18 protein-coding genes and 1 pseudogene are annotated in these 21,261 nt (G+C 70.1%); 6 read left to right on the forward strand and 13 right to left on the reverse strand.

Features of this window, described 5'->3' with window-relative positions:
• Window positions 1-183: 183 nt before the first annotated feature.
• Both AB0D57_RS37460 and AB0D57_RS37465 read right to left on the reverse strand, forming a co-directional pair.
• On the reverse strand, window positions 184-1,161 hold the full coding sequence (locus tag AB0D57_RS37460) for an aldose epimerase family protein (RefSeq protein ID WP_362083980.1): 978 nt from the start codon (window positions 1,159-1,161) through the stop codon (window positions 184-186).
• A gap of 36 nt (window positions 1,162-1,197) precedes the next feature.
• Entirely contained in the window at window positions 1,198-2,100 is a 903-nt protein-coding gene (locus tag AB0D57_RS37465; protein ID WP_362083983.1) for an SGNH/GDSL hydrolase family protein, read from the reverse strand.
• Between the two features lie 194 nt (window positions 2,101-2,294).
• On the opposite strand from AB0D57_RS37465, the gene AB0D57_RS37470 reads away from it, so the two are divergent.
• Window positions 2,295-2,789, forward strand: a complete 495-nt coding sequence (locus AB0D57_RS37470) for a DUF3145 domain-containing protein (protein ID WP_362083986.1) — start codon at window positions 2,295-2,297, stop codon at window positions 2,787-2,789.
• Between the two features lie 173 nt (window positions 2,790-2,962).
• On the opposite strand, the gene AB0D57_RS37475 is transcribed toward AB0D57_RS37470, so the two are convergent.
• The 6 genes from AB0D57_RS37475 to AB0D57_RS37500 all read right to left on the reverse strand — a co-directional run bounded on the left by AB0D57_RS37475 (window position 2,963) and on the right by AB0D57_RS37500 (window position 8,288).
• Window positions 2,963-4,258: a beta-ketoacyl-[acyl-carrier-protein] synthase family protein gene (locus AB0D57_RS37475; RefSeq protein WP_362083989.1), complete on the reverse strand. Its 1,296-nt coding sequence runs from the start codon at window positions 4,256-4,258 to the stop codon at window positions 2,963-2,965.
• A 101-nt stretch (window positions 4,259-4,359) separates the two neighbouring features.
• Entirely contained in the window at window positions 4,360-4,608 is a 249-nt protein-coding gene (locus AB0D57_RS37480; protein ID WP_148013808.1) for an acyl carrier protein, read from the reverse strand.
• Window positions 4,609-4,683: 75 nt separating this feature from the next.
• Complete coding sequence (locus tag AB0D57_RS37485) at window positions 4,684-5,715, reverse strand: ketoacyl-ACP synthase III (protein WP_362083993.1); 1,032 nt, start codon at window positions 5,713-5,715, stop codon at window positions 4,684-4,686.
• Window positions 5,716-5,731: 16 nt separating this feature from the next.
• Window positions 5,732-6,655 carry an ACP S-malonyltransferase gene (locus tag AB0D57_RS37490; RefSeq protein WP_362083996.1) on the reverse strand — a complete coding sequence of 308 codons (924 nt, stop codon included), beginning with the start codon at window positions 6,653-6,655 and terminating at the stop codon, window positions 5,732-5,734.
• An 89-nt stretch (window positions 6,656-6,744) separates the two neighbouring features.
• Window positions 6,745-7,950: a helix-turn-helix domain-containing protein gene (locus AB0D57_RS37495; protein WP_362083999.1), complete on the reverse strand. Its 1,206-nt coding sequence runs from the start codon at window positions 7,948-7,950 to the stop codon at window positions 6,745-6,747.
• Between the two features lie 17 nt (window positions 7,951-7,967).
• A complete protein-coding gene (locus AB0D57_RS37500) occupies window positions 7,968-8,288 on the reverse strand; it encodes a hypothetical protein (protein WP_362084002.1) in 321 nt (106 codons plus the stop codon).
• A 227-nt stretch (window positions 8,289-8,515) separates the two neighbouring features.
• On the opposite strand from AB0D57_RS37500, the pseudogene AB0D57_RS37505 reads away from it, so the two are divergent.
• From AB0D57_RS37505 to AB0D57_RS37515, 3 genes and pseudogenes are all read left to right on the forward strand, one after another.
• Window positions 8,516-8,926 (forward strand): annotated as a pseudogene (locus AB0D57_RS37505) (transposase).
• A 201-nt stretch (window positions 8,927-9,127) separates the two neighbouring features.
• Window positions 9,128-12,766: a S8 family serine peptidase gene (locus tag AB0D57_RS37510; RefSeq protein WP_362084005.1), complete on the forward strand. Its 3,639-nt coding sequence runs from the start codon at window positions 9,128-9,130 to the stop codon at window positions 12,764-12,766.
• A gap of 693 nt (window positions 12,767-13,459) precedes the next feature.
• Complete coding sequence (locus AB0D57_RS37515; RefSeq protein ID WP_362084065.1) at window positions 13,460-14,116, forward strand: pirin family protein; 657 nt, start codon at window positions 13,460-13,462, stop codon at window positions 14,114-14,116.
• 324 nt (window positions 14,117-14,440) lie between these two features.
• On the opposite strand, the gene AB0D57_RS37520 is transcribed toward AB0D57_RS37515, so the two are convergent.
• Both AB0D57_RS37520 and AB0D57_RS37525 read right to left on the reverse strand, forming a co-directional pair.
• Window positions 14,441-15,262 (reverse strand): serine hydrolase domain-containing protein, encoded by an 822-nt coding sequence (locus tag AB0D57_RS37520; RefSeq protein ID WP_362084008.1) that lies wholly within the window; start codon window positions 15,260-15,262, stop codon window positions 14,441-14,443.
• A 19-nt stretch (window positions 15,263-15,281) separates the two neighbouring features.
• Window positions 15,282-15,752, reverse strand: a complete 471-nt coding sequence (locus tag AB0D57_RS37525; RefSeq protein WP_362084011.1) for a GNAT family N-acetyltransferase — start codon at window positions 15,750-15,752, stop codon at window positions 15,282-15,284.
• A 96-nt stretch (window positions 15,753-15,848) separates the two neighbouring features.
• Here AB0D57_RS37525 and AB0D57_RS37530 point away from each other — a divergent pair, with 96 nt between their 5' ends.
• The gene (locus AB0D57_RS37530; protein WP_362084014.1) at window positions 15,849-16,334 is read left to right on the forward strand and encodes a MerR family transcriptional regulator; all 486 of its coding nucleotides are present in this window, start codon (window positions 15,849-15,851) and stop codon (window positions 16,332-16,334) included.
• Between the two features lie 74 nt (window positions 16,335-16,408).
• On the opposite strand, the gene AB0D57_RS37535 is transcribed toward AB0D57_RS37530, so the two are convergent.
• The 3 genes from AB0D57_RS37535 to AB0D57_RS37545 all read right to left on the reverse strand — a co-directional run bounded on the left by AB0D57_RS37535 (window position 16,409) and on the right by AB0D57_RS37545 (window position 19,362).
• On the reverse strand, window positions 16,409-17,272 hold the full coding sequence (locus AB0D57_RS37535) for a DUF4429 domain-containing protein (RefSeq protein WP_362084017.1): 864 nt from the start codon (window positions 17,270-17,272) through the stop codon (window positions 16,409-16,411).
• 57 nt (window positions 17,273-17,329) lie between these two features.
• A complete protein-coding gene (locus AB0D57_RS37540) occupies window positions 17,330-18,550 on the reverse strand; it encodes an alpha/beta hydrolase (RefSeq protein WP_362084020.1) in 1,221 nt (406 codons plus the stop codon).
• Window positions 18,551-18,681: 131 nt separating this feature from the next.
• Window positions 18,682-19,362 carry a TetR family transcriptional regulator gene (locus AB0D57_RS37545; protein ID WP_362084023.1) on the reverse strand — a complete coding sequence of 227 codons (681 nt, stop codon included), beginning with the start codon at window positions 19,360-19,362 and terminating at the stop codon, window positions 18,682-18,684.
• A 112-nt stretch (window positions 19,363-19,474) separates the two neighbouring features.
• Here AB0D57_RS37545 and AB0D57_RS37550 point away from each other — a divergent pair, with 112 nt between their 5' ends.
• Window positions 19,475-21,097 (forward strand): MFS transporter, encoded by a 1,623-nt coding sequence (locus AB0D57_RS37550; protein ID WP_362084026.1) that lies wholly within the window; start codon window positions 19,475-19,477, stop codon window positions 21,095-21,097.
• Window positions 21,098-21,261: the final 164 nt, after the last annotated feature.

Raw genomic sequence — 21,261 nt, forward strand, 5'->3', positions numbered from 1 at the left:
GGCCTGTCCGGCGGATCAGGTTGCAGGGAAGCACCGGCACCTCGTAGGTGCCGGTGAGCGGGGCTTGGTGCGTGCGGCTGCAAGGCGGAGGAGGGCGTCGACGCGGAGCGTCGACAACCGACGACAACGCCGCAGATGGGCGTGCCAAGCCCCGCGTCTGCGGCATGATCCGCCGGACAGGCCCTAGGCCCGTACCGAGAACCCGTAGACCGTCTCCGAGGTGTACACCTCACCCGGCCGCAGCTCCGTGCTCGGGAACTCGGGCCGGTTGGGGGAGTCCGGGAAGTGCTGGGTCTCCAGCGCGATGCCGTCGCCGGGGGCGAAGGGGTCGCTCAGGTGGTCGGCGGTGTACAGCTGGAGCCCGGGTTCGGTGGTCGCGACGGTCAGCGTCCGTCCGGAGGCCGGGTCGTGCAGCTCCGCGACCTCGGCAGCGCTCGCCGTCAGCCCCTTGTCGAGCGCGAAGTTGTGGTCGTAGCCGGCGCCCACCTTCCGCGCCGCGCGGAAGTCGAAGCGCGTGCCCTCGACGGATTCCAGCGTGCCGGTGGGAATCAGATCCGCGTCCACCGGGGTCAGCCGCGAGGCGGCGACGCGGAGTTCGTGCCCGCCCGCGTTCCCCGAGCCGCTCAGGTTCCAGTACGTGTGGTTCGTCAGGTTCACCACGGTCGGCGCGTCCGTGACCGCCTCGTACGCGATCCGCAGCGCGCCCGCCTCGTCCAGCGTGTACGTCGCGGAGACTTCCAGGCGGCCGGGGAAGCCCTCCTCGCCGTGCGGGGAGACCCGGGTGAGCCGCAGCCCGTGCTCGACCGGCTCCGCGTCCCACACCCGCTTGTCGAAGCCCTTCTCGCCACCGTGCAGGGAGTTGGGGCCGTTGTTCTGCGCCAGGTGGTACGTCCGCCCGTCGAGCGCGAAGCGGCCACCGGCGATCCGGTTCGCATACCGCCCGATCAGTGCTCCCAAGTACGGCTCCGGGTGCCCGACATAGCCGTCGACGTCCCCGAACCCCCGCACCACGTCCACGCGCCGCCCGTCCCGGTCGGGTACCTCGACCGACTGCACGATCCCGCCGTACGTCAGGATCCGCACCCGCACCCCGGCGCGCTCGAGCGTCCAGCGGTGGACCGGGGTGCCGTCGGGAAGGGTGCCGAAGAGTTCGCTGTGCATGATCACAAGCGTAGGCCCTGTCGGTCCGGACAGGTCCTAGGTCACCGGGTTCTTCGCGGTCACCACGCGATAGGCCATCTCCGCGAGCCGCGCCTGCCCGTTCTTGCTCGGGTGGAACCAGTCCCAGTGGCTCAGCTGATCCGTGCCGAAGCGGTAGTCGAAGACGGCGCCCCCGTCGAAGCGGCAGTGCTGGTCCTTGGTGCACACGTCCTTCAGGACCTCGTTGTACGCCTCCACCCGGTCCTGCACCTGCGCGCGCCGCTGCGTCGCCGCCGAGTCCATCGAGTCCGCGTCCGCCAGCATCGACGGGCAGATGCCCAGCTTCCAGATCTGCTTGCCCAGCTGGTTGCCGCGCCCCTGGGACCAGAGCCGCTTCAGGTCCGGCACGCTCGACACATACACCTGGGTCTTGGGCAGCGCGTCGCGCAGCGTGTCCATCGCGTCCTCGAACGCGGTACGGAGGTCGGCGACGGACGTCATCTCCGACACCGACGAACGGCAGGCATCGTTGGCGCCGGCCATGACCGTCACCAACTGCGGCTTCTTGGCGGCGGCCTGCGCCATCTGATCGGGAAGATCCGCCATGCGGGCCCCCGTCGCCGCGTAGTTCCAGCTGCGCTCGGCGGCCCCGGCCCGCCCGAGCAGACGTACGGCGAGACTCTTGACCTTCGGGTCGCTGCCGGTCGCCCAGGACGCCTCGGGGCAGTCGGACAGCACGGTGCAGGCGTCGAAGCCGCGGGTGATGGAGTCCCCGACGGCGGCCATCGACCGCGGACTGCGGTCCCAGGTCGGCGTGGGCTTCGGGGACGGCGCCGCCTTCGCCGTGGTGGCGTTCGGGCCGGGGGAGTTGTCACCGACGGCGTCGCACCCCGCTACGCCCAGCACGGCCGCCGCCGTGACGGCGAGGACAGCCCGCGAACGGTGACTACGGTTGCGCATCCCCTGGTCCCCTCTTTCGCTGTGCACGTCGGTCAGCACCGCGTCCCCATGGGTGAAACCTTGGTGTTTCGCGACGCTTGGACCGACGGTACGTCACACTCCTTGCGCCGCCGCACGGTAGCCTCGCCACGTGGCCGCCCTGCCACTGCCGTTCCGCTAAGTTACAAGATGTCTCGCTCTGTCCGGAGGCCCCAGTGACGACACGTGGAGTTCTCTACGTGCACTCCGCGCCCCGCGCGCTGTGCCCGCACGTCGAGTGGGCGGTCGCGGGTGTGCTCGGTACACGCGTCAGCCTCGACTGGATCCGGCAGCCCGCCGCGCCGGGCAACTGGAGATCCGAGTTCTCCTGGAAGGGCGAGGTGGGCACCGCCTCCAAACTCGCCTCCGCGCTGCGCGGCTGGCAACTGCTGCGCTTCGAGGTCACCGCCGAGCCCTGCCCCACGGCCGAGGGCGAGCGCTACAGCTGCACCCCCGAGCTGGGCATCTTCCACGCCGTCACCGGAATCCACGGCGACATCCTGATCCCCGAGGACCGTCTGCGCGCCGCCCTGCTCCGCTCCCAACGCGGCGAAACAGTCCTGGAATCCGAACTCGCCAAGCTCCTCGGCAAGCCCTGGGACGACGAACTCGAGCCTTTCCGCTACGCGGGCGAGGGCGCCCCGGTCCGCTGGCTGCACCAAGTGGTCTGAGGTCTTTCAGAGGCGCGGGGCTGTGACATCGTCCGGCTGCGCCGCGTAGGCGCGACAAGCCCCACCGTCCCGCACCCGACAGACAAACACATGTGGCCCGGACTCCCGAAGGAGCCCGGGCCACACGCCGGTTCAGTACGGTTCAGTACGGTGCAGAACAACTACGCCCGATGTCAGACCGTCCGGAACGCCAACACCACGTTGTGCCCACCGAAGCCGAACGAATCGTTCAGCGCGGCGATCCGCCCGTCGACAGGCAGCTTGCGCGCCTCCCCACGGACGATGTCGGCGTTGGCCTCGGCCTCGGGGTCGAGGCTGTCGATGTTGATGGTCGGCGGAGCGATCCGGTGGTACAGAGCGAGCACGGACGCGACCGACTCCACACCACCCGCACCACCGAGCAGATGACCCGTCATCGACTTGGTCGCGGAGACGGCCATGTGGTCGGCATCGTCACCGAACACCTTGCGCAGCGCCTTCAGTTCGGCCACGTCACCGGCCGGCGTCGAGGTCGCGTGCGCGTTCACGTGCACGATCTCGGCCGGGTCCAGGTCGGTGTTGTCGAGCAGGTTCTGCAGGGCGTGCGAGATGCCACGCCCCTCCGGCTCGGGCTGCACGATGTCGTGGCCGTCGGCGGAGATGCCCTGGCCGACCGCCTCCGCGTACACGCGGGCGCCGCGCTTGGCGGCGTGCTCGGCCGACTCCAGGACGATGACGCCCGCACCCTCACCGAGGACGAAGCCGTCGCGTGCGACGTCGTAGGGGCGCGAGGCACCCTGCGGGTCGTCGTTGTTCTTGGACATCGCCATCATGTTGCCGAACGCGGCGATGGGCAGCGGGTGGATGGCCGCTTCCGTACCACCGGCGACGACGACATCGGCCCGGCCGGTACGGATCATCTCGATGGCGTAGCCGATGGCCTCGGCACCCGACGCGCAGGCGGAGACCGGGGTGTGCACGCCCGCGCGGGCGCCCACGGCGAGGCCCACGTTGGCGGACGGGCCGTTCGGCATCAGCATGGGGACGGTGTGCGGGGAGACGCGGCGGACGCCCTTCTCCTTCAGCACGTCGTACTGCTCGAGCAGGGTCGTCACACCACCGATGCCGGAGGCGATGACGGTGCCGAGCCGGTCCGGATCGACAGCCCCCGCCGCGCCAGCGGCTGATGTCTCGGTCTCGCCTGCCTTGCCGGCGAAGCCGGCGTCGGCCCAGGCTTCCTTGGCCGCGATCAGCGCGAACTGCGCCGAGCGGTCCAGACGGCGGGCCTGCGGGCGAGGAATGACCTCTCCCGGCTCCACGGCGATCTGCGCCGCGATTCGGACCGCCTGGTCGGCGGCCCAGTCCTGCTCCAGGGCGCGGACACCGGAACGTCCGGCGACCAGGCCCTCCCAGGTCGAGGCTGCGTCGCCACCCAGCGGTGTGGTTGCGCCGATACCGGTGACGACCACGGTGCGATTGGTCGGGCTCACGGGAATTCTTTCTCCAACGGATACGAGGATTCAGCGGCGCCACCGCCGGGTGGCGGGGCAACGGACTGATCAGTTGACCGGGCCGGGCCCGATCCCGGGGATCAGGCCTGGTTCTTGAGGATGTAGTCGGTCGCGTCGCCGACGGTCTTGAGGTTCTTGACGTCGTCGTCCGGGATCTTGACGTCGAAGCGCTCTTCGGCGGCGACGACGACCTCGACCATGGACAGCGAGTCGACGTCCAGGTCGTCGGTGAAGGACTTGTCCAGCTGGACGTCCTCGGTGGGGATCCCGGCGATCTCGTTCACGATCTCGGCGAGACCTTCGACGATCTCTTCCTGAGTGGCGGCCATGTCAGGCGCTCCTTCGGTATGTATCCAGAGGGTTGGCGGTATTCCGTACGGACCGGATGATCCGGCACGGAGTGCCTAGGGGAGGGTAACGACCGTCGCGGCGTACACGAGACCCGCCCCGAAGCCGATGACGAGCGCGGTGTCGCCGCTCTTCGCTTCGCCGGTCGCCAGGAGCCGCTCCATCGCGAGCGGGATCGAGGCGGCCGAGGTGTTGCCGGTGGTACGCACATCACGCGCGACCGTGACGTGCTCCGGCAGTTTCAACGTCTTCACCATCGAGTCGATGATCCGCTCGTTGGCCTGGTGGGGAATGAAGACATCCAGGTCGTCCGGGACGATACCGGCCGCGTCCAGCGCCTGCTGAGCGACCTTCGCCATCTCGAACACGGCCCAGCGGAACACCGCCTGGCCCTCCTGCGTGATCGCAGGGAACTTGATCTCGCCCTTGGAGTCGAGCGGAAGCTCCGACACGTCGCCGATGCGAAAGCGGTCCCACGGCACGGTCTGCTTGATCGTGTTGGACTTGTCGCCCTCGGAACCCCACACGGTCGGGCCGATGTGCGGCTCGTCGGAGGGGCCCACGACCACCGCGCCCGCGCCGTCGCCGAACAGGAAGGCCGTCGCGCGGTCCTCCAGGTCGGTCAGGTCGGACAGCCGCTCGACGCCGATGACCAGGACGTACTCCGCGGAGCCCTCCACGATCATGCCCTTGGCGAGGGTGAGGCCGTAGCCGAAGCCCGCGCAGCCGGCCGAGATGTCGAAGGCGGCGGCCTTCCGGGTGCCGATCTTGTCGGCGATCTCGGTGGCGACGGCCGGGGTCTGGCTGAAGTGCGACACGGTGGAGACGACGACCGCGCCGATCTGTTCGGCGGTGATCCCGGCGTCGGCGATCGCCTTGCCGGACGCCTCGATCGACATCGCGGCGACGGTCTCCTCGTCGTTCGCCCAGTGCCGGGTCTCGATGCCGGAGCGCGAGCGGATCCACTCGTCGGACGAGTCGATCGTCTCGAGGATCACCTCGTTGGGCACCACCCGGACCGGGCGGTAGCCGCCCACGCCCAGGATTCGCGCGTACGGGGCGCCCTTGCTGGGCTTGATCTTCGACATGCTCTCGGGCTCCTTGTCAGGCGCTGTGCTCAGCGATGAGCTCGCGAGCCGCGTCGAGGTCGTCGGGGGTCTTCAGCGCCAGCGTCTTGACGCCGGGCAGCGCGCGCTTGGCGAGGCCGGTCAGGGTGCCGCCGGGGCACACCTCGATCAGCGCGGTCACGCCGAGCTGCGTGAACGTCTCCATGCACAGGTCCCAGCGGACCGGGTTGGCGACCTGGCCGACCAGCCGCTGAAGGACGTCGGCGCCGGTCGCGACGGCCTGGCCGTCCTTGTTAGACACGTAGGTGATCTTCGGATCGGCCGGTGTCAGGCCTGCGGCGGCCTGCGCCAGCACCTCGACCGCGGGCGCCATGTGGTGCGTGTGGAACGCGCCGGCGACCTTCAGGGCCACGACCTTGCGCACACCGTCGGGCTTGTCCTCGGCGAGTGTGGCGAGCTGCTCGACGGTACCGGCGGCCACGATCTGGCCCGCGCCGTTCACGTTCGCCGGGGTCAGGCCCAGCTTCTCCAGGTGCGCGACGGTCGTCTCGGGGTCCCCGCCGAGCAGCGCCGACATACCGGTCTCGGTGACGGCGGCGGCCTCGGCCATGGCCAGACCCCGGGTGCGGACGAGCCGTAGCGCGGCCGTGTCGTCGAGCACTCCCGCGAACGCGGCCGCGGTGATCTCACCGACGCTGTGGCCGGCGACGGCACCGGGGGCGATGTCGGCGATGTCACCGAGTGCCGAGGCCGAGAGGAGTCCGGCGGCGACCAGCAGCGGCTGCGCGACGGCCGTGTCACGGATCGCGTCCGCGTCGGCCCGCGTGCCGTAGTGGGCAAGGTCGAGCCCGATGGCGTCCGACCACGCGGCGACACGGTCGGCGGCACCGGGAAGTTCGAGCCAAGGAGACAGGAAGCCGGGCGTCTGGGCGCCCTGGCCGGGAGCGACGAGTACGAGCACTCTCACACTCTCTCTTGTGGACGGCCACGGCCGCCCGTGGGGACAGGGACGAAGAACACGAAGGGGAATTGTAGGTCCCCGACAAAGGGCTAAGCCTGGGGATCCCCGTCGGCCAGACGCCCCAGGATCAGCGCGATCCGCAATGTGAACGCGGATCGTACATCCGAAGGCGACCAGCCGGTGACGTCAGTCACACGTCGGAGCCGGTAGCGCACGGTGTTGGGGTGAACGAAGAGCATCCTGGCCGCGCCTTCCAGGCTGCTCGCCTGTTCCAGATAGACACTGAGCGTTTCCAGCAGTGCGGAGCCGGCCTCTTCCAGTGGTCTGTAGATCTCCTCCACCAGTTGCTCACGCGCCGCGGGGTCCCCGGCGATCGCGCGCTCCGGCAGCAGGTCGTCCGCGAGAACCGGGCGCGGGGCGTCCTGCCAGGCGAAACACGCCTTCAGCCCGGCGGCGGCGGCCTGCGCGGAGCGGGTCGCGGCAAGCAGATCGGGCACGATCGGCCCGGCCACGACGGGCCCGGCCGCATACGGCCCGATCAGCGACTTGGCCACCCCGAGCGGATTGTCGTTGCCTCCCGCGATGACCACGAGCCGGTCCCCGAGCACACCGGTCAGCACCTGGAGCTTGGCGTGCCGCGCGGCCCGCCGAATCGCCTCGACGGTCAGTTCGCTGTCACCGTCGGGCGCCGTACCCAGCACCACGCAGACATGTTCGGGCGAATTCCAGCCGAGGGCCGCGGCGCGGGAGACGGCACCCTCGTCGGCCTCGCCGCTGAGGACGGCGTTGACGACGAGCGACTCCAGCCGGGCGTCCCAGGCACCCCGTGCCTCCGCCGCCTGCGCGTACACCTGGGCGGTGGCGAAGGCGATCTCCCGGGCGTATACGAGCAGCGCCTCACGCAGCACGTTCTCGTCACCGGGGGCGGCCACCTCGTCGATGGCGCTCTCCATGACCTCGATCGTGGTCCGCACCATCTCTACGGTCTGGCGCAGGGTGATGGCCCTGGTCAGCTCGCGCGGCGCGGTGCCGAACACATCGGTGGAGATGGCCTGCGGGGCATCGGGATGCCGGAACCACTCGGTGAAGGCGGCGATACCGGCCTGTGCCACCAACCCGATCCAGGAACGGTTCTCCGGGGGCATGGCCCGGTACCACGACAGCGTGTCGTCCATCCGCGTGATGGCCTGCGCGGCGAGCTTTCCGGACGACCTCTCCAGCCGCTTCAGGGTCGCGGAGTGCGCGTGGACGTCGCGCGCCGGGCGCTCGGGTTTGCTGGATTCGGGTTCGGGCACGGGACAAGACTGCCTTATCAGGACGGAGGCATGCGGCGGCGGGTCGCCAGTAAGCGCGAGGGCGGGCGTCGGGCCGTCGACACCGGTGTTGCCTGTGGTGGCGGGGAAGAGGTGCTGGATGGCGGCGACGACGGCGGCGCGGCGGGCTGCCAGGAGGGGGCGCGGACCTGGTCGGCGGCCGCATCCACGAGATCGAGCAGGCCGGCCCAGGCCATGGCGATCTGGTTGAAGACGAGGATGTCGATGGGCTCCCAGGCGGGATCGAGGTGGCGGGCCTCCTGGGCCTTGTGGAGCCGATGCGGCCACACGGTCTCCGCCGCGCAGCTGAAGCGGAACATGCTCGCCCACCGTGTGTTCGTCCGCGCCCCCGGCGACCTGTTCACCGTCGGGCGCCCGGTACAGGGATAACGAGACGGCGCGCGGAGCCACGAGGCTGCTGCCGGGTTTCAGGCAGCCCGGATGTTCCGCAACTCCCGGACGGCGCGCTTGTGGTGGTGCTTGGTGGGGATCGCCTCGTACAGGTCGACCAGCGAGGCGATGATCCTGTTCTCGATGAAAGACGGTGGTGCAGACCTGCATCGTCCATTTGATCAGGAACAGCCTGCGATACACGTCCCGCCGGGACTGGGCCGACGTTGCCCGCGACCTCAAGCCCGTCCACACCGCCGTCAACGAGGAACAAGCCCGCACGCGGCTGGCCGAGTTCGACGCGGCCTGAGGCAAGAAGTACCCCTCGATCGCCCAGAGTTGGGAGCGGTCCTAAAACGAGTTCGTGCCCTTTCTCGGCTTCCCCGACGCCATTCGCCAGGTCGTCCACACCACGAACGCGATTGACTCCGTCAACGCCCGCTACCGGCACGCGGCCCAAGCCTGCGGGCACTTCCCCAGCGAGGCTGCCGCCCTCAAGCGCCTCTACCTCGCCACCCTCGCCCTCGACCCCACCGGCCGCGGCTGCCAGCGCTGGAACAACCGCTGAAACACGCGTCCTTTTCCGGCCACTTTCCCTCTTGCTGGACATTAATTGAGCATGATCACATTCGGTCGAACAAATCTCCGAGGAGGAACAGTGCAGCATTCCGCTGCTCGAAGATACGGTGTCGTGGCTCTGGGCTCCGCCGTCGCAATGCTGAGCGGTGTCCTGTCGCCCGCCGCTCAAGCGGTTCCGACCGATCGGCCGATGGTCGCGAAGACGGCAACCGATGCCCCGTCCACGCGGACCGTCACGTTGATCACCGGCGACAAGGTGATCGTCACCCCCGGGACGAAGGGGGCGCCTGCGGCGGTGACGGTGCAACGCCGCGCGGGCGCCACCGGCTCGGTACGGACCACGACCGACGCATCCGGCACCTACGTGTACCCCGACGACGCCGACGTCTATGTCGCTCAAGGGCTTCTCGACAAGCAACTCTTCAACGTCACCGCCCTCGTCGCCCAGGGATACGACGACGAGCACACGGCCGGACTGCCGCTGCTCGTCACCCGCGACGCGGGCGCGTCGCGGCTCGCCGAAGCGGACCTGCCGGGCGTCACCGTCAAGCGCCAACTGACGTCGGTTCGCGCCGAGGCGGTCGTCGTGGACCACGCCAAGACGGCGAGCCTGTGGGACACGCTGGTCGCGGCGGAGGTCGCGGCCGGCCGGAAGGGCGCCGAAGAGCCGGCCTTACCCGCCGGGATCGACAAGGTCTGGCTGGACAGCAAGCTCAAGGCGACCCTCGCGGACAGCACGGCCCAGATCGGCGCGCCGCAGGTCTGGAACCAGGGCGCCATCGGCACCGGGGTGAAGGTGGCCGTACTCGACACAGGCATCGACGGCGGCCACCCGGATCTGGAGAAGCGCGTCGTCAGCAGCCGGAGCTTCATAGCCAACGAGGACATCGACGACGTAAACGGGCACGGCACGCACGTCGCCTCGACCATCGCCGGCACCGGCGCGGCCTCGGACGGCAAGGAGAAGGGCGTCGCACCGGGGGCGGACCTGGTCATCGGCAAGGTCCTCGGCAGCAATGGAGCCGGTGCCACGTCCGGGATCATCGCCGCTATGGAGTGGGCCTCCAGGACCGAGCACGCCAGGATCATCAGCATGAGCCTGGGCAGTCAGTTCGCGCACACCCAGGACGATCTCACGAGCCGGAGCGTCAACGCCCTCAGCGAGGAAACGGGTGCGCTCTTCGTCATCGCCGCGGGCAACTCCGGGCCCGGCCCGTACACCGTGAACGCACCCGGAACGGCAGCCGCCGCGCTGACCGTGGGCGCGGTGGACTCCGCCGACCAGATCGCCGGCTTCTCCAGCAGCGGCCCGCGGGAGGGCGACGAGGGCCTCAAGCCGGATGTGACCGCACCCGGGGTGCGTGTGCTGGCGGCCCGCTCGCAGTACTCGCAGGGCGAGGGCCACTATGTGAGCTACTCCGGGACGTCCATGGCCACCCCGCACGTCGCCGGCGCCGCCGCGCTGCTCGCGGAGAAGCACCCCGACTGGACGGGGCAGCAGCTCAAGGACGCTCTGATGAGCACCAGCAAGACGATGCCGGACACCCCCGCCTACCGCGGCGGCACCGGACGAGTCGACGCCTCCGCGGCCTTCGGCACCCAGATCGTCGCCACCGGCGCGGTCGACACCGGTCTGACCAAGTTCTCGCGTGACCCGCAGCCCGTCGAACGCCGTATCACCTACACCAACCACGGCGACAGCCCGGTGACCCTGCGGCTCACGCTGGACCGGGGGCAGAGTCCCGACACCGTGTTCACCCTGGGCGCCGACCAGGTCACCGTACCGGCGCGCGGCAGCTCGTCGGTGAGCCTCGTCGTCGACACCCGCGGCTTGGCCGTCGGCGGCTACACAGGACAGGTCGTCGCACGGGACGCCGCCGGCGCGGTGGCGGCGCACACCGTCCTGCACACCCGGACCGAACCCGAACGCTACGACATGACCTTCGTGGCGAAGGACCGTGACGGCGTGCCCCTCAGCGGCTGGGTCATGCTCAGGGGCACGAAGGATCACGAGGTCCGGTTGCTCCCGGTGTCCGAATCCGGGCGGCTGACCCTGCGCCTGCCCGGCGACACCTACTCCGCGATGATGTACAGGGCTGTCCGTGGGGCGCATGGACCGCACTCCCAGGGACTGGCAGTGCTGGGTGACCCGGAAATCGAGCTGACGGATGACCGGACGGTCATGTTCGACGCGACCCAGGCACGCCAGATGCGGGCTCTGACACCCAAGCCGAGTATGCCGACGAACACCAGGGTCGAGTACTGGCGCTCGTTCGACACCGCACGCCCCGAAGGGAACCTGAACGACTGGATCGACAGCATCGAATTCAACACCTCCTACTACGACAGCCTTTGGGTGCAGCCGTCGCCGGAGAAGGTGAAGGTCGGCGGCTTCGACTTCACCACCAGGTGGCGGGCCCCGCAGACCCCGCTCACGGGCTCCCATGACGGTGCCGACCTGGACGTCATCGTTCAGGACGGCGCCAAGCCCCTTCCCGATGGGACGGCGAAGCTGGACGCCGTCTTCGCGGGCACGGGTACGGCGGCGGAATACGCCCACCTGTCCGCCAAGGGCAAAGCCGCCGTGGTGCGCTGGAGCGCCGCAGTCTCCCCGTCTCAGCGCGCCCAGGCCGCCCACGCCGCCGGCGTGAAGCTGCTCCTCGTGGTCAACGAGCAATCGGCGCGAAGCAACAACTGGTACGGCAACCCCGACGGATCCCCCGGGCCGGTGGCGGTCGCGTCGGTGAACCGGGACGAGGGTGAGGCGCTGATCGCCGAACTCTCCGCATCGCCCGCCGGCAAGGTGCGCCTGCGGACGACGGCACACCCCGTCCCGTCGTACCTGTACGACCTCGTCAGCCACCACACCGGCGGCATTCCCCAGGACCTCACCTACCGGGCCGACTTGCGGAACCTGGCACAGGTGAACGTCACCCTCGGGCGGGGTGAGGGTGAGCAGACCCAAGCCATGGAGACCCGGTCGGACGCTCCGCCCTACGCCTTGGGCTATGTCCGGCGCTTCCCGCCCGAGCCCGTGGCGCGCGGAGAGCGGACGGACTGGGTATCCACGGACGGCGACTTCGCATGGCAGCAGAACGTGTCTGTCACGGGCGTGGTGACCGAGACATCCGAACCGGTCTCGTATCGCTCCCCCGGAACCCATGAGGAGAAGTGGCTCACGCCGATCACGCGTCCCCGCCTGCTCGGCAAGGATCTCCCGGTACGCCAAGGTAGCTACATCGAATTCAAGACACGTGCCTGGGGAAGCAACGGAACGGCGCACTCCGGCGACGGAACCTACGGCCAGGGCCTGTCCCAGCGGACGTCGCTCTACCAGGGCGACACGCTGGTCGGCGAGTCGACGTACGACTACGGATACGCCTGGGACCTGTCCCCGGAGCCGTTGCCGTATCGGCTCGTGACCGAAGCCACCAACGACAACCCCTCGTTCAGCCGCTACTCCACCTCCACGCGCACCGAGTGGAGCTTCGTCTCCGAGGCGGCCGACGGCAAGGCCGTTCCGCTGGTGCAGCTCGACTACCGAGTCGATCTCGACGACGAGGGCAGGGCCCGCCGCAACGCGGACCTCACGCTCACCCCGTCGGTGGTCGGCGCCCCGCGGACCGACGTGTCCTCCGTGCGGCTCGAGGTCTCCTACGACGACGGAGCCACCTGGCACCGGCAGAAGACCGTGCACCGCGGTGGCGTCTGGAAGGCCGACCTGGACGCGCCCCGCTCGGCGTCCTTCGTGTCGCTGCGCACCACCGCCAAGGACGAGACGGGAGGCTCGATCACCCAGACCATCACCCGGGCCTACGGCCTGAGGTGACGGACGGTCCGGTGCCCCGGGCGACCGCGGCACCGGACCGGCACCACCGGGACCGGCCGGTCTCCGCCGTCGGACGCGACCGGCCACGGCCGTCCGTCACCTCGCGCCGCCCGCCCGCACGACGGGTACCTGTTGCGTGCCAGAGGTTCCGTACCGGCGCTGACCCGCGCGTATCGCCAAGGTGCCGTACGACGTCGGCGGAGCTTGACGAACCTGCCTTGATCATGCCGAGCCGCCCTGGCCCGCGGCTGTCCCCGGCCGGGACGACCCCTCGATCATGCCCGCGCCTGAGGCGTCCGCCTGGAGGTATGGGTGTTCAACACGCGCACCCGACGCCACTCTGACCCCGAGATCCCCCAGGGGAAAGCACTCCAGCCAGGCACCCCCCGGCCGGGGTGACGGTCCTGTTCCACCTCCCCGGTGCAGGACCTCACCCTGGCACAAACTTCCGGCACAGCCCCATCCCACCCGTCAGCTCCTTCCGGCCCATGTCCCGCACGCGGCCCCCGCTCTCGCGCCTCCGCGTGGCCCCCTCACGCCAGGAGCTGCAAGAACGCCCGCCGGCCCCGAGTCGTCTCCCGCGACGCGTCCAAGGTCGCCGACATCCTGCTGCGCGCCCCCGTCGCCGCCCGCCGCCACGCCTTCAAGCACGACATCAGCATCCGTGAGCGGCGGGCTACGGTGGTGGATGTGATGGACGTCCGCCGCGCCGACGAGCGCTACCGCGGAGGGGACCCGGCGGCCGGGATCTCCTCGCTCCACGCTTTTTCCTTCGGCCCGCACTACGACCCGGACAACCTCCGCTTCGGTGCGGTGATCGCCTGCAACGAGGAGTGGCTCGCACCTGGCGCCGGCTTCGACGAGCATCCGCACAGCCACACCGAGATCGTCACGTGGGTGGTCGAGGGCGAGCTGACCCACCGCGACTCGACCGGGCACGAGTCGCTGGTTCGCCCCGGAGACGTCCAGCACCTCAGTGCGGCGGCAGGGGTCCGGCACGTCGAACGCAACGACGGTTCGGAGCCGCTCGCCTTCGTGCAGATGTGGCTGGCCCCGTTGTCGCCCGGCGGGGACCCGTCCTACGAGGTCGTCCACGGCATCGCGGACTCCACGCCGTACGCCGTCCCGGAGGCGGGGGCGATGCTCCACGTACGTCGCCTGGCGGCGGGGGAGCGGACGGCGGTTCCGGATGCGGCGTTCGTGTACGTCCATGTCGTGCGGGGGGAAGTTCTGCTGGATGGTGAGGAGTTGGGGCCGGGGGATGCGGCGCGCATCACGGACGCCAAGGATCTGGAGGCCCTGGCGGGCGCCCCCGCGGAGCTCCTCCTGTGGGAACTGGCCCCGAGCTGACCCAGCCCACCGGGTTTCTCGCCCCCGCCGCCCCTACCCTCCCCCAAGCTCTCGACTTCGCTCGAGCAGGGGGGACCCCCATCATCCCCGGGGGCTCCGCCCCCGGACCCCCGGCAGGTTGTTGCTTTGCTGCGGGGCGGTGGGGGCTGGGCGCGCCCACGCGGCGGAGCCGCACAATGTCACAGCCCCGCGCCCCTGAGGTATCTCAGCCTGTCCGGCGTTTGAGGACGAGGCCGTTCAGGCTGAAGCGGGGGTCTGGGGGCGGCAGCCCCCAGGTACGGATGGGACGGGTAGGGGCGGCGGGGGCGAAAAACCGGCCCGAGCTCAGCCTCGTATCTCCGCCAGCACCGCATCCGTGAACGGGGGCCACGCCTCGACCGCCCAGGGCCCGAACGCCCGATCGGCCAGCGCCACGCACGCCACCCCCACCACCGGGTCGACCCACAGGAACGTACCGGACTGCCCGAAGTGCCCGAAGGTCCCCGGCGAGGACGAACCCCCGGTCCAGTGAGGGGACTTGGAGCCACGGATCTCGAAGCCGAGCCCCCAGTCGTTGGGGTTCTGGTGGCCGAACCCCGGCACGACGCCCTTCGTACCGGGGTACTGGACCGTCATCGCCGCGGCGACCGTCCGCGGGTCGAGGAGCCGCGGCGCCTGCACCTCCGCCGCGAACCGGACAAGGTCGTCCACCGTGGAGACACCGTCCTTCGCGGGCGAGCCGTCCAGGGACGTCCCCGTCATGCCGAGCGGCTCCAGCACCGCCTGCCGCGCGTACTCCCCGAACGGGATGTCCGTCGCCTTGGCGATGTGGTCCCCGAGGACCTCGAACCCGGCGTTGGAGTACAGCCGTCGCACCCCGGGCGCGGACGTCACCCGGTGCTCGTCGAAGGCGAGCCCGGAGGTGTGGGCCAGCAGATGACGGACCGTCGAACCGGCCGGCCCGGCCGGCTCGTCGAGCTCGATCGCTCCCTCCTCGTACGCGACGAGCGCGGCGTACGCGGCGAGCAGCTTGGTGACCGAAGCGAGGGCGAACCGGTGCGCACCCGGCCCATGGGCCCCGAGCACCGTGCCGTCCGCCCGCACGACGGCCGCCGCGGCCGTGGGAACGGGCCAGTTCTCGATCAACGCCAGACTCTGCAAGGACATGCACACGAGCCTAAGCGGCTCAGAGCTGAAGCCGCATCGAGGGGTCCGGCTTGCGTACGAAGCCGAGCGAGGCGTACAGCGGCTCGGCCTCGGCGGACGCGTTGAGGTCGATCTGGGGCACGCCCCGCTCGCGGAACCAGTCGAGGAGCGTCTCCATGCACGCGCGGGCGTACCCCCGGCGCCGCGCGTCCGGGTCGGTTGCGACGCTGAAGACGTGCCCGACCGCGCCGTGCGGATTGCCCGCGCGCCCGATCCGGTACTCGATCGTCCCGGCGACGAGCGCCGCGAGGGCGTCCGGCCGGTCCGGATGGTCGACGACGAAGGCCGCGAAGTCCCCGTCGGGATCGGCGAGTCTGCCGCGTACGGTCGGAAGGGACTGTGTGTGCCACTGGGTGGAGCCGTCCACCGCGAACACCGAGTCGATCATCACCTGGCGCAGGCGCAGTACTTCCTCGGCGTCCTCGGGCACGGCACGGCGTACGAGACTCATGATCCGCACGGTAGCCACCGCGGCCCCGTCAAGTCCTCGGATTTTCGACGGATTCCGCTTGCTTGGAGTGCACTCGAAGGTTTTAGCGTGGAGGTCATGACGGTGATGGAGACCACGGCCGAGGCAACCGAGACCGACACCAGGACCCCTGCCGACGCCTGCGCGGCGCCGCCCCAGCAGATGCGGCGCCCGGACGGTCAGGACCACTACACGATCAGCGAGGTCGTCGCCTTCACCGGCCTCACCGCGCACACCCTGCGCTGGTACGAGCGGATCGGGCTGATGCCGCACATCGACCGTTCGCACACCGGCCAGCGCCGTTACAGCAACCGCGACCTGGACTGGCTGAGCTTCGTCGGCAAGCTCCGGCTCACCGGCATGCCGGTCGCCGACATGGTGCGGTACGCCGAGCTGGTGCGCGAGGGCGACGACACCTACATCGCGCGCTACGAGCTCCTGGAGGCGACCCGCCGGGACGTCAAGGCCCGGATCGCGGAGCTCCAGGGCACCCTGGCGGTACTCGACCACAAGATCGGTTTCTACGCGGACGCCGGGCGGGCCCTGGCGTCGGAGAGGCCCTGATGACGGACGGCGAGATCGCGAGAACAAGCCTCGGCACCGGCGGCCCCGAGGCCGGTGTGCAGGGCCTCGGGGCCCTACAGCTCCGCCAGTAGTTCCGCCTTCTTCACGGTGAACTCCTCGTCCGTGACCAGCCCCGCCTGGTGCAGCTCGCCGAGGTGACGGATGCGGTCGGCGATGTCGGCCGGGTCACGGCGGGGACCGGCGGCCGCGGGGACCGGCGCGGGCCCCGAGGCCCGTACGGCGGCGAGGACCGACGCGGCGAACGGGAGCGACTCGTGGACGGGCCCGTAACCGAGTCCGAAGACGACCGCGGCCGGGTCCTGGTCGGCCAGGGCGGGCTGCGCGATGGCCGGCTCGCGGCGCAGCAGCCGCAGGTGGCCCTCGAAGACCTCGGGCGAGCGCCACTCGACCCCGCTCAGGCCGGCGACGGGGAAGCTCTGGTCGCCGGCCTTCCACTTGGCGGAGGACGCGCCCGTCCAGAACCACCGGAAGGACACCGACTTGCCGTCGAAGGACGCCTTCCCGTCGTACGCCTTGAAGTGGAGGGGCGCCGCGGGTGCGCTCACGAGGTAGCGCTCGGGCGGCTCGGCGTCCTCGACGAGCAGGCCGCGCAGCTCGTCCGCGTAGTACTCGGCGAGGGTCTCCCGCTCGGCGGGCAGCACCAGGCGGTAGGGGTCGGACCCCTCCTTCAGCTGTCCGTCGGCCGCCTCCATCAGCGGATCGGCGCCCGCTCTCGGCACGGCGTGCAGGACGACCGTTCCGCGCTTCCCGGGCGTCAGTGTGACCGCCGCGATCGCCTCCAGGGGGATACGGCGTTCGCCGAGCGTCTGGAACAGCTTCGGCGTGCGGATCCCCCGTTCGAAGCGGATGAGCACGGAGTCGGACTCGAACTCCCAGGCGGCATGAAATCCGGCCAGTACGTCACCCATGCGGGCCATCGTATGCGGCGGGCCCGTCCGCGTCGCCTCCCCGGGCGAACCGCAGTTTTACGTTTTCTACGCGCGTCCCGCCGCGGAGGCGTCGGACAAACCCATCCGGCACGCGTCATCCTCCGTGTCGGCGCACTGCACCGAGGGGTACGCGCCGACGCCGATCCGCGCGAAGTTGCGCAGGCTCTCCGTGCCCGGCTCGAAATAGCCTGCGTGCCCCTTCGCGCCGTCCGCCGACAGGATGCGCGCCCCGAACCCCTTCGACACCGGGTCGGCGCCGTGTCCGAGCCCGCCGAGTTCGAGATTCGGCACGTCCTGGATCCAGTCGTCGGAGTCCCGCATCGCCCAGATCCGGGCCGCGGTGTGCAGCGACGACGCGTTCCGGGCGTGCATGCCGGGGCTGCCCGCGACGGCTATGTCCAAGACCCGGGAGGGCAGCGAGCGAGCGGCGACCCCGCACAGCACGGAGCCGTAGCTGTGGCAGTACAGGGCGACGGGTGCGCGGCCGGGCAGTGCGCGCAGCAGCGCGTTCAGCCGGACCGCGCCCTCCTCAGCGCGCATCGCGGTGGCCGCGTCCACGCCGATTCCGCTGGGCGTGGTGTAGTCGGCCCAGGCGATCACGGCCGTACGCGTGCCGGGACTCGTGGCGCGCTCGGCCTTGTACAGGGAACGCGCCATGCCGACGGGCGCCGTGTACGTCCTGTTGGTGCGCTGGAAGGTGAGCAGGTCGGTGTCGACGCCGGGCACCACGAGGGAGACCCGCTCGGCCTTGTCGAGGTTTCCGAAGACCTCCGCGATCCGGCCCGAACCCGTGGGGTCGAAGGCGAGGATCTTGCGGCCCTTGCTCAGCAGCGCCTCGTAGCGGTGCATACGGCGGCCCGCCTCGTGCTGTCCGACGGAGGAGAGCCGGTCGTCGTGCATGCGTTTGCTCTCGACCTTGCGCTGGTGGTCGATGGCGATGCGGTTCGCCAGGTAGCGCAGCTGCACCGGCGCCCCGTTCATGTTGCCGACCGCGAGCGGATAGCGGTGGGCGAGACGGGTGCGCTGGTGGGCGTTGAGCGAGGCGAAGAAGCGGCCCAGGCGACTCGGCGCGGAGGCGAGGTCCGGGAGCCGCTGTCCGGCGACGCGGCCGCGTTCCCACGACGAGCGCGATGCTTCGAGGGGGCTTGCCCCGCGGTGGCTGTGGAGCGAGGTCCAGCCACCTGTGGCCAGCATCACAAACACCACGGCCAGCGCGAGCAATGCGCGCCAGACGCTGAGTTGGGGGGATGTATCGAAGGAGGTCACTGAGAAGACACCCTAGGAGAAGTGTGGTGTCTCCCGTTGAACGAGTGGCGGGGATCACGTTTCTCAGGGGGTAATTGGGGCAAAGCGGGTTCAGTTCCAGATAAATAGTGACGCTATGTGCGCGGAGGTGATCATTCCGTATACCGGTTTTCCGTACGCCAGTTCTCCGCCAGTGCGGGCCCCACATGATCGAGATACGAGGCGGTCAGCGCGCGGATCGCCGCGACGCTGCTGTCCTCGCCGGCGCCCCACAGCCGGCCCGTCACGCGCATCACTGCGCCGAACACGGCCACCGCGACGCGCGGTCTCGGGTCCGCGTCCACGTCGAGACCCTCGCGCTCCGCGATCACTCGTGCGATCTCCTCCTCCAGTTCCTCGGAGCGGCGCAGATGGGCGGCGAGCAGGGTGGGCGTCGATTCGATCAACCGGAAGGTCTGCATGTGCAGTTCGATCGGGACGACGGCCTCGATCGCCTCGCCGATGGTGTCCCAGCTCTCCAGGACGGCGCGTCGCATCGCCTCCAACGGGGCTTCGTGGGGCGGGCGTTCGCGGACGGCGGCGAGGTAGTGCGACTCCGCGATCCGCTGGGAGAAGAGAGCGGCGTCCTCCTTGCCCGCGAAGTACCGGAAGAAGGTGCGCTGCGAGACGTCGACGGCCTCGACGATCTCGTCGACGGTCGTCCGCTCGTACCCCTGGATGGCGAACAGCTCCAGGGCGGCCCGCAGCAGGGCGTCCCGGGTGCGCTGCTTCTTGCGCTCGCGCAGACCCGGTTGCGGTGCCGCTCCCGCAGCCGTCGTGCGCGCCGTGTTCATGGGGTCCCTTCTCGTCCTGCTGCCCAGTTCAGCGTACTGGCGGATGACGTGACAGTTACCGACTAGTGAAATGGTTTGTCAACTGTCAGCGACTGTCACTAATCTCGAACACATGACTAGTCAGACCACCGTCGACGCGACGGGCCCGGCCGGCAAGGCCCCGGTCGGCCCGCCCGGATCAGCTCCCGCAAAGGGCATGCGCGGCCATCCGTGGTTCACCCTGTTCACCGTGGCCGTCGGCGTCATGATGGTCGCCCTGGACGGCACCATCGTGGCCATCGCCAACCCGGCCATCCAGAAGGACCTGAACGCCAGCTTCGCGGACGTTCAGTGGATCACCAACGGTTACTTCCTCGCGCTCGCGGTCACCCTGATCACCGCGGGCAAGCTCGGCGACCGGTTCGGGCACCGGCAGACCTTCCTCATCGGAGTCGTCGGCTTCGCCGTGGCCTCCGGGGCCATCGGCCTCTCCAGCAGCATCGCCCTGGTGGTCACCTTCCGCGTCCTGCAGGGCCTGTTCGGCGCCCTGCTGATGCCGGCCGCGCTCGGCCTGCTGCGGGCCACCTTCCCGGCCGAGAAGCTGAACATGGCGATCGGCATCTGGGGCATGGTCATCGGCGCGTCCACCGCGGGCGGCCCGATCCTCGGCGGCCTGCTGGTCCAGCACGTCAGCTGGCAGTCGGTCTTCTTCATCAACGTCCCCGTCGGCATCCTCGCGCTGGTCCTGGGCGTGCTGATCCTCACCGACCACCGCGCGGAGAACGCTCCGCGGTCCTTCGACGTCCTGGGCATCGCGCTGCTCTCCGGCGCCATGTTCTGCCTGGTCTGGGCGCTCATCAAGGCTCCTACCTGGGGCTGGGGCGACGGCTTGACGTGGACCTTCCTGGGCGCCTCGGTGCTCGGCTTCGCGCTCTTCGCCTTCTGGGAGAAGCGGGTCAAGGAACCGCTGATCCCGCTGGCGCTGTTCCGCTCCGTGCCGCTGTCGGCGGGCGTGGTCCTCATGGTCCTGATGGCCATCGCGTTCCTCGGCGGTCTGTTCTTCGTCACCTTCTACCTGCAGAACGTGCACGGTATGAGCCCGGTCGACGCCGGTCTGCACCTGCTCCCGCTCACCGGGATGATGATCGTGGGCTCGCCGCTGGCCGGCGCCCTGATCACCAAGACGGGCCCGCGCATCCCGCTGGCGGGCGGCATGGCCCTCACCGCGATCTCCATGTACGGCATGTCCACGCTGGACACGGGCACCGGCAGTGCCGTCATGTCGCTCTGGTTCGCCGGTCTCGGTCTCGGCCTCGCGCCGGTCATGGTCGGCGCCACCGAGGTCATCGTGGGCAACGCGCCGATGGAGCTTTCCGGTGTCGCCGGTGGCCTTCAGCAGGCCGCCATGCAGATCGGTGGCAGCCTCGGTACGGCCGTGCTGGGCGCCGTGATGGCCTCCAAGGTCGACGGCGACCTCGCGGGCAACTGGGCCGACGCCAAGCTGCCGCCGCTCACCCCGGCCCAGCTCGACCAGGCCTCCGAGGCCGTCCAGGTCGGTGCCGCGCCGGTCGCCGAGGGAACACCGGCCCGGATCGCCGCGCAGATCACCGACGTCGCCCACGACACCTTCATCTCCGGCATGAGCCTGGCCTGCCTCGTCGCCTCGGTGGTCGCCGTCGTGGCGGTCTTCGTCGCGTTGCTCACCAAGCGGGGCGAGAACGCGGAGGCCGCGGGGGCGGGCGGGGGCCATATCTGACGGATTTCGCCTATCCGGGTGACAACGCTAAAGATCCCTCCCGCTCGGCCCGCGTCGCACGTCACAGTGGGTCAAGTCCTCCGCACGACATGGGAGGCCAAGGCCCGGGACGGCGACGCGCTGCCGGAGGGGGACAGCGCGCCACCACGACCGGAGGCAAGGAT

The sequence above is a fragment of the Streptomyces sp. NPDC048275 genome, assembly GCF_040652275.1.
In the GTDB taxonomy this organism is placed as follows: domain Bacteria; phylum Actinomycetota; class Actinomycetes; order Streptomycetales; family Streptomycetaceae; genus Streptomyces.

Coding starts and splice junctions, on each gene's coding strand:
- AB0D57_RS37480 (WP_148013808.1), bottom strand. CDS start 4,608: ATGGCCGCCACTCAGGAAGAGATCGTCGAAGGTCTCGCCGAGATCGTG.
- AB0D57_RS37485 (WP_362083993.1), bottom strand. CDS start 5,715: ATGTCGAAGATCAAGCCCAGCAAGGGCGCCCCGTACGCGCGAATCCTG.
- AB0D57_RS37465 (WP_362083983.1), bottom strand. CDS start 2,100: ATGCGCAACCGTAGTCACCGTTCGCGGGCTGTCCTCGCCGTCACGGCG.
- AB0D57_RS37545 (WP_362084023.1), bottom strand. CDS start 19,362: ATGAACACGGCGCGCACGACGGCTGCGGGAGCGGCACCGCAACCGGGT.
- AB0D57_RS37500 (WP_362084002.1), bottom strand. CDS start 8,288: ATGTTCCGCTTCAGCTGCGCGGCGGAGACCGTGTGGCCGCATCGGCTC.
- AB0D57_RS37515 (WP_362084065.1), top strand. CDS start 13,460: ATGGACGTCCGCCGCGCCGACGAGCGCTACCGCGGAGGGGACCCGGCG.
- AB0D57_RS37520 (WP_362084008.1), bottom strand. CDS start 15,262: ATGTCCTTGCAGAGTCTGGCGTTGATCGAGAACTGGCCCGTTCCCACG.
- AB0D57_RS37525 (WP_362084011.1), bottom strand. CDS start 15,752: ATGAGTCTCGTACGCCGTGCCGTGCCCGAGGACGCCGAGGAAGTACTG.
- AB0D57_RS37530 (WP_362084014.1), top strand. CDS start 15,849: ATGACGGTGATGGAGACCACGGCCGAGGCAACCGAGACCGACACCAGG.
- AB0D57_RS37550 (WP_362084026.1), top strand. CDS start 19,475: ATGACTAGTCAGACCACCGTCGACGCGACGGGCCCGGCCGGCAAGGCC.
- AB0D57_RS37510 (WP_362084005.1), top strand. CDS start 9,128: ATGGTCGCGAAGACGGCAACCGATGCCCCGTCCACGCGGACCGTCACG.
- AB0D57_RS37460 (WP_362083980.1), bottom strand. CDS start 1,161: ATGCACAGCGAACTCTTCGGCACCCTTCCCGACGGCACCCCGGTCCAC.
- AB0D57_RS37535 (WP_362084017.1), bottom strand. CDS start 17,272: ATGGCCCGCATGGGTGACGTACTGGCCGGATTTCATGCCGCCTGGGAG.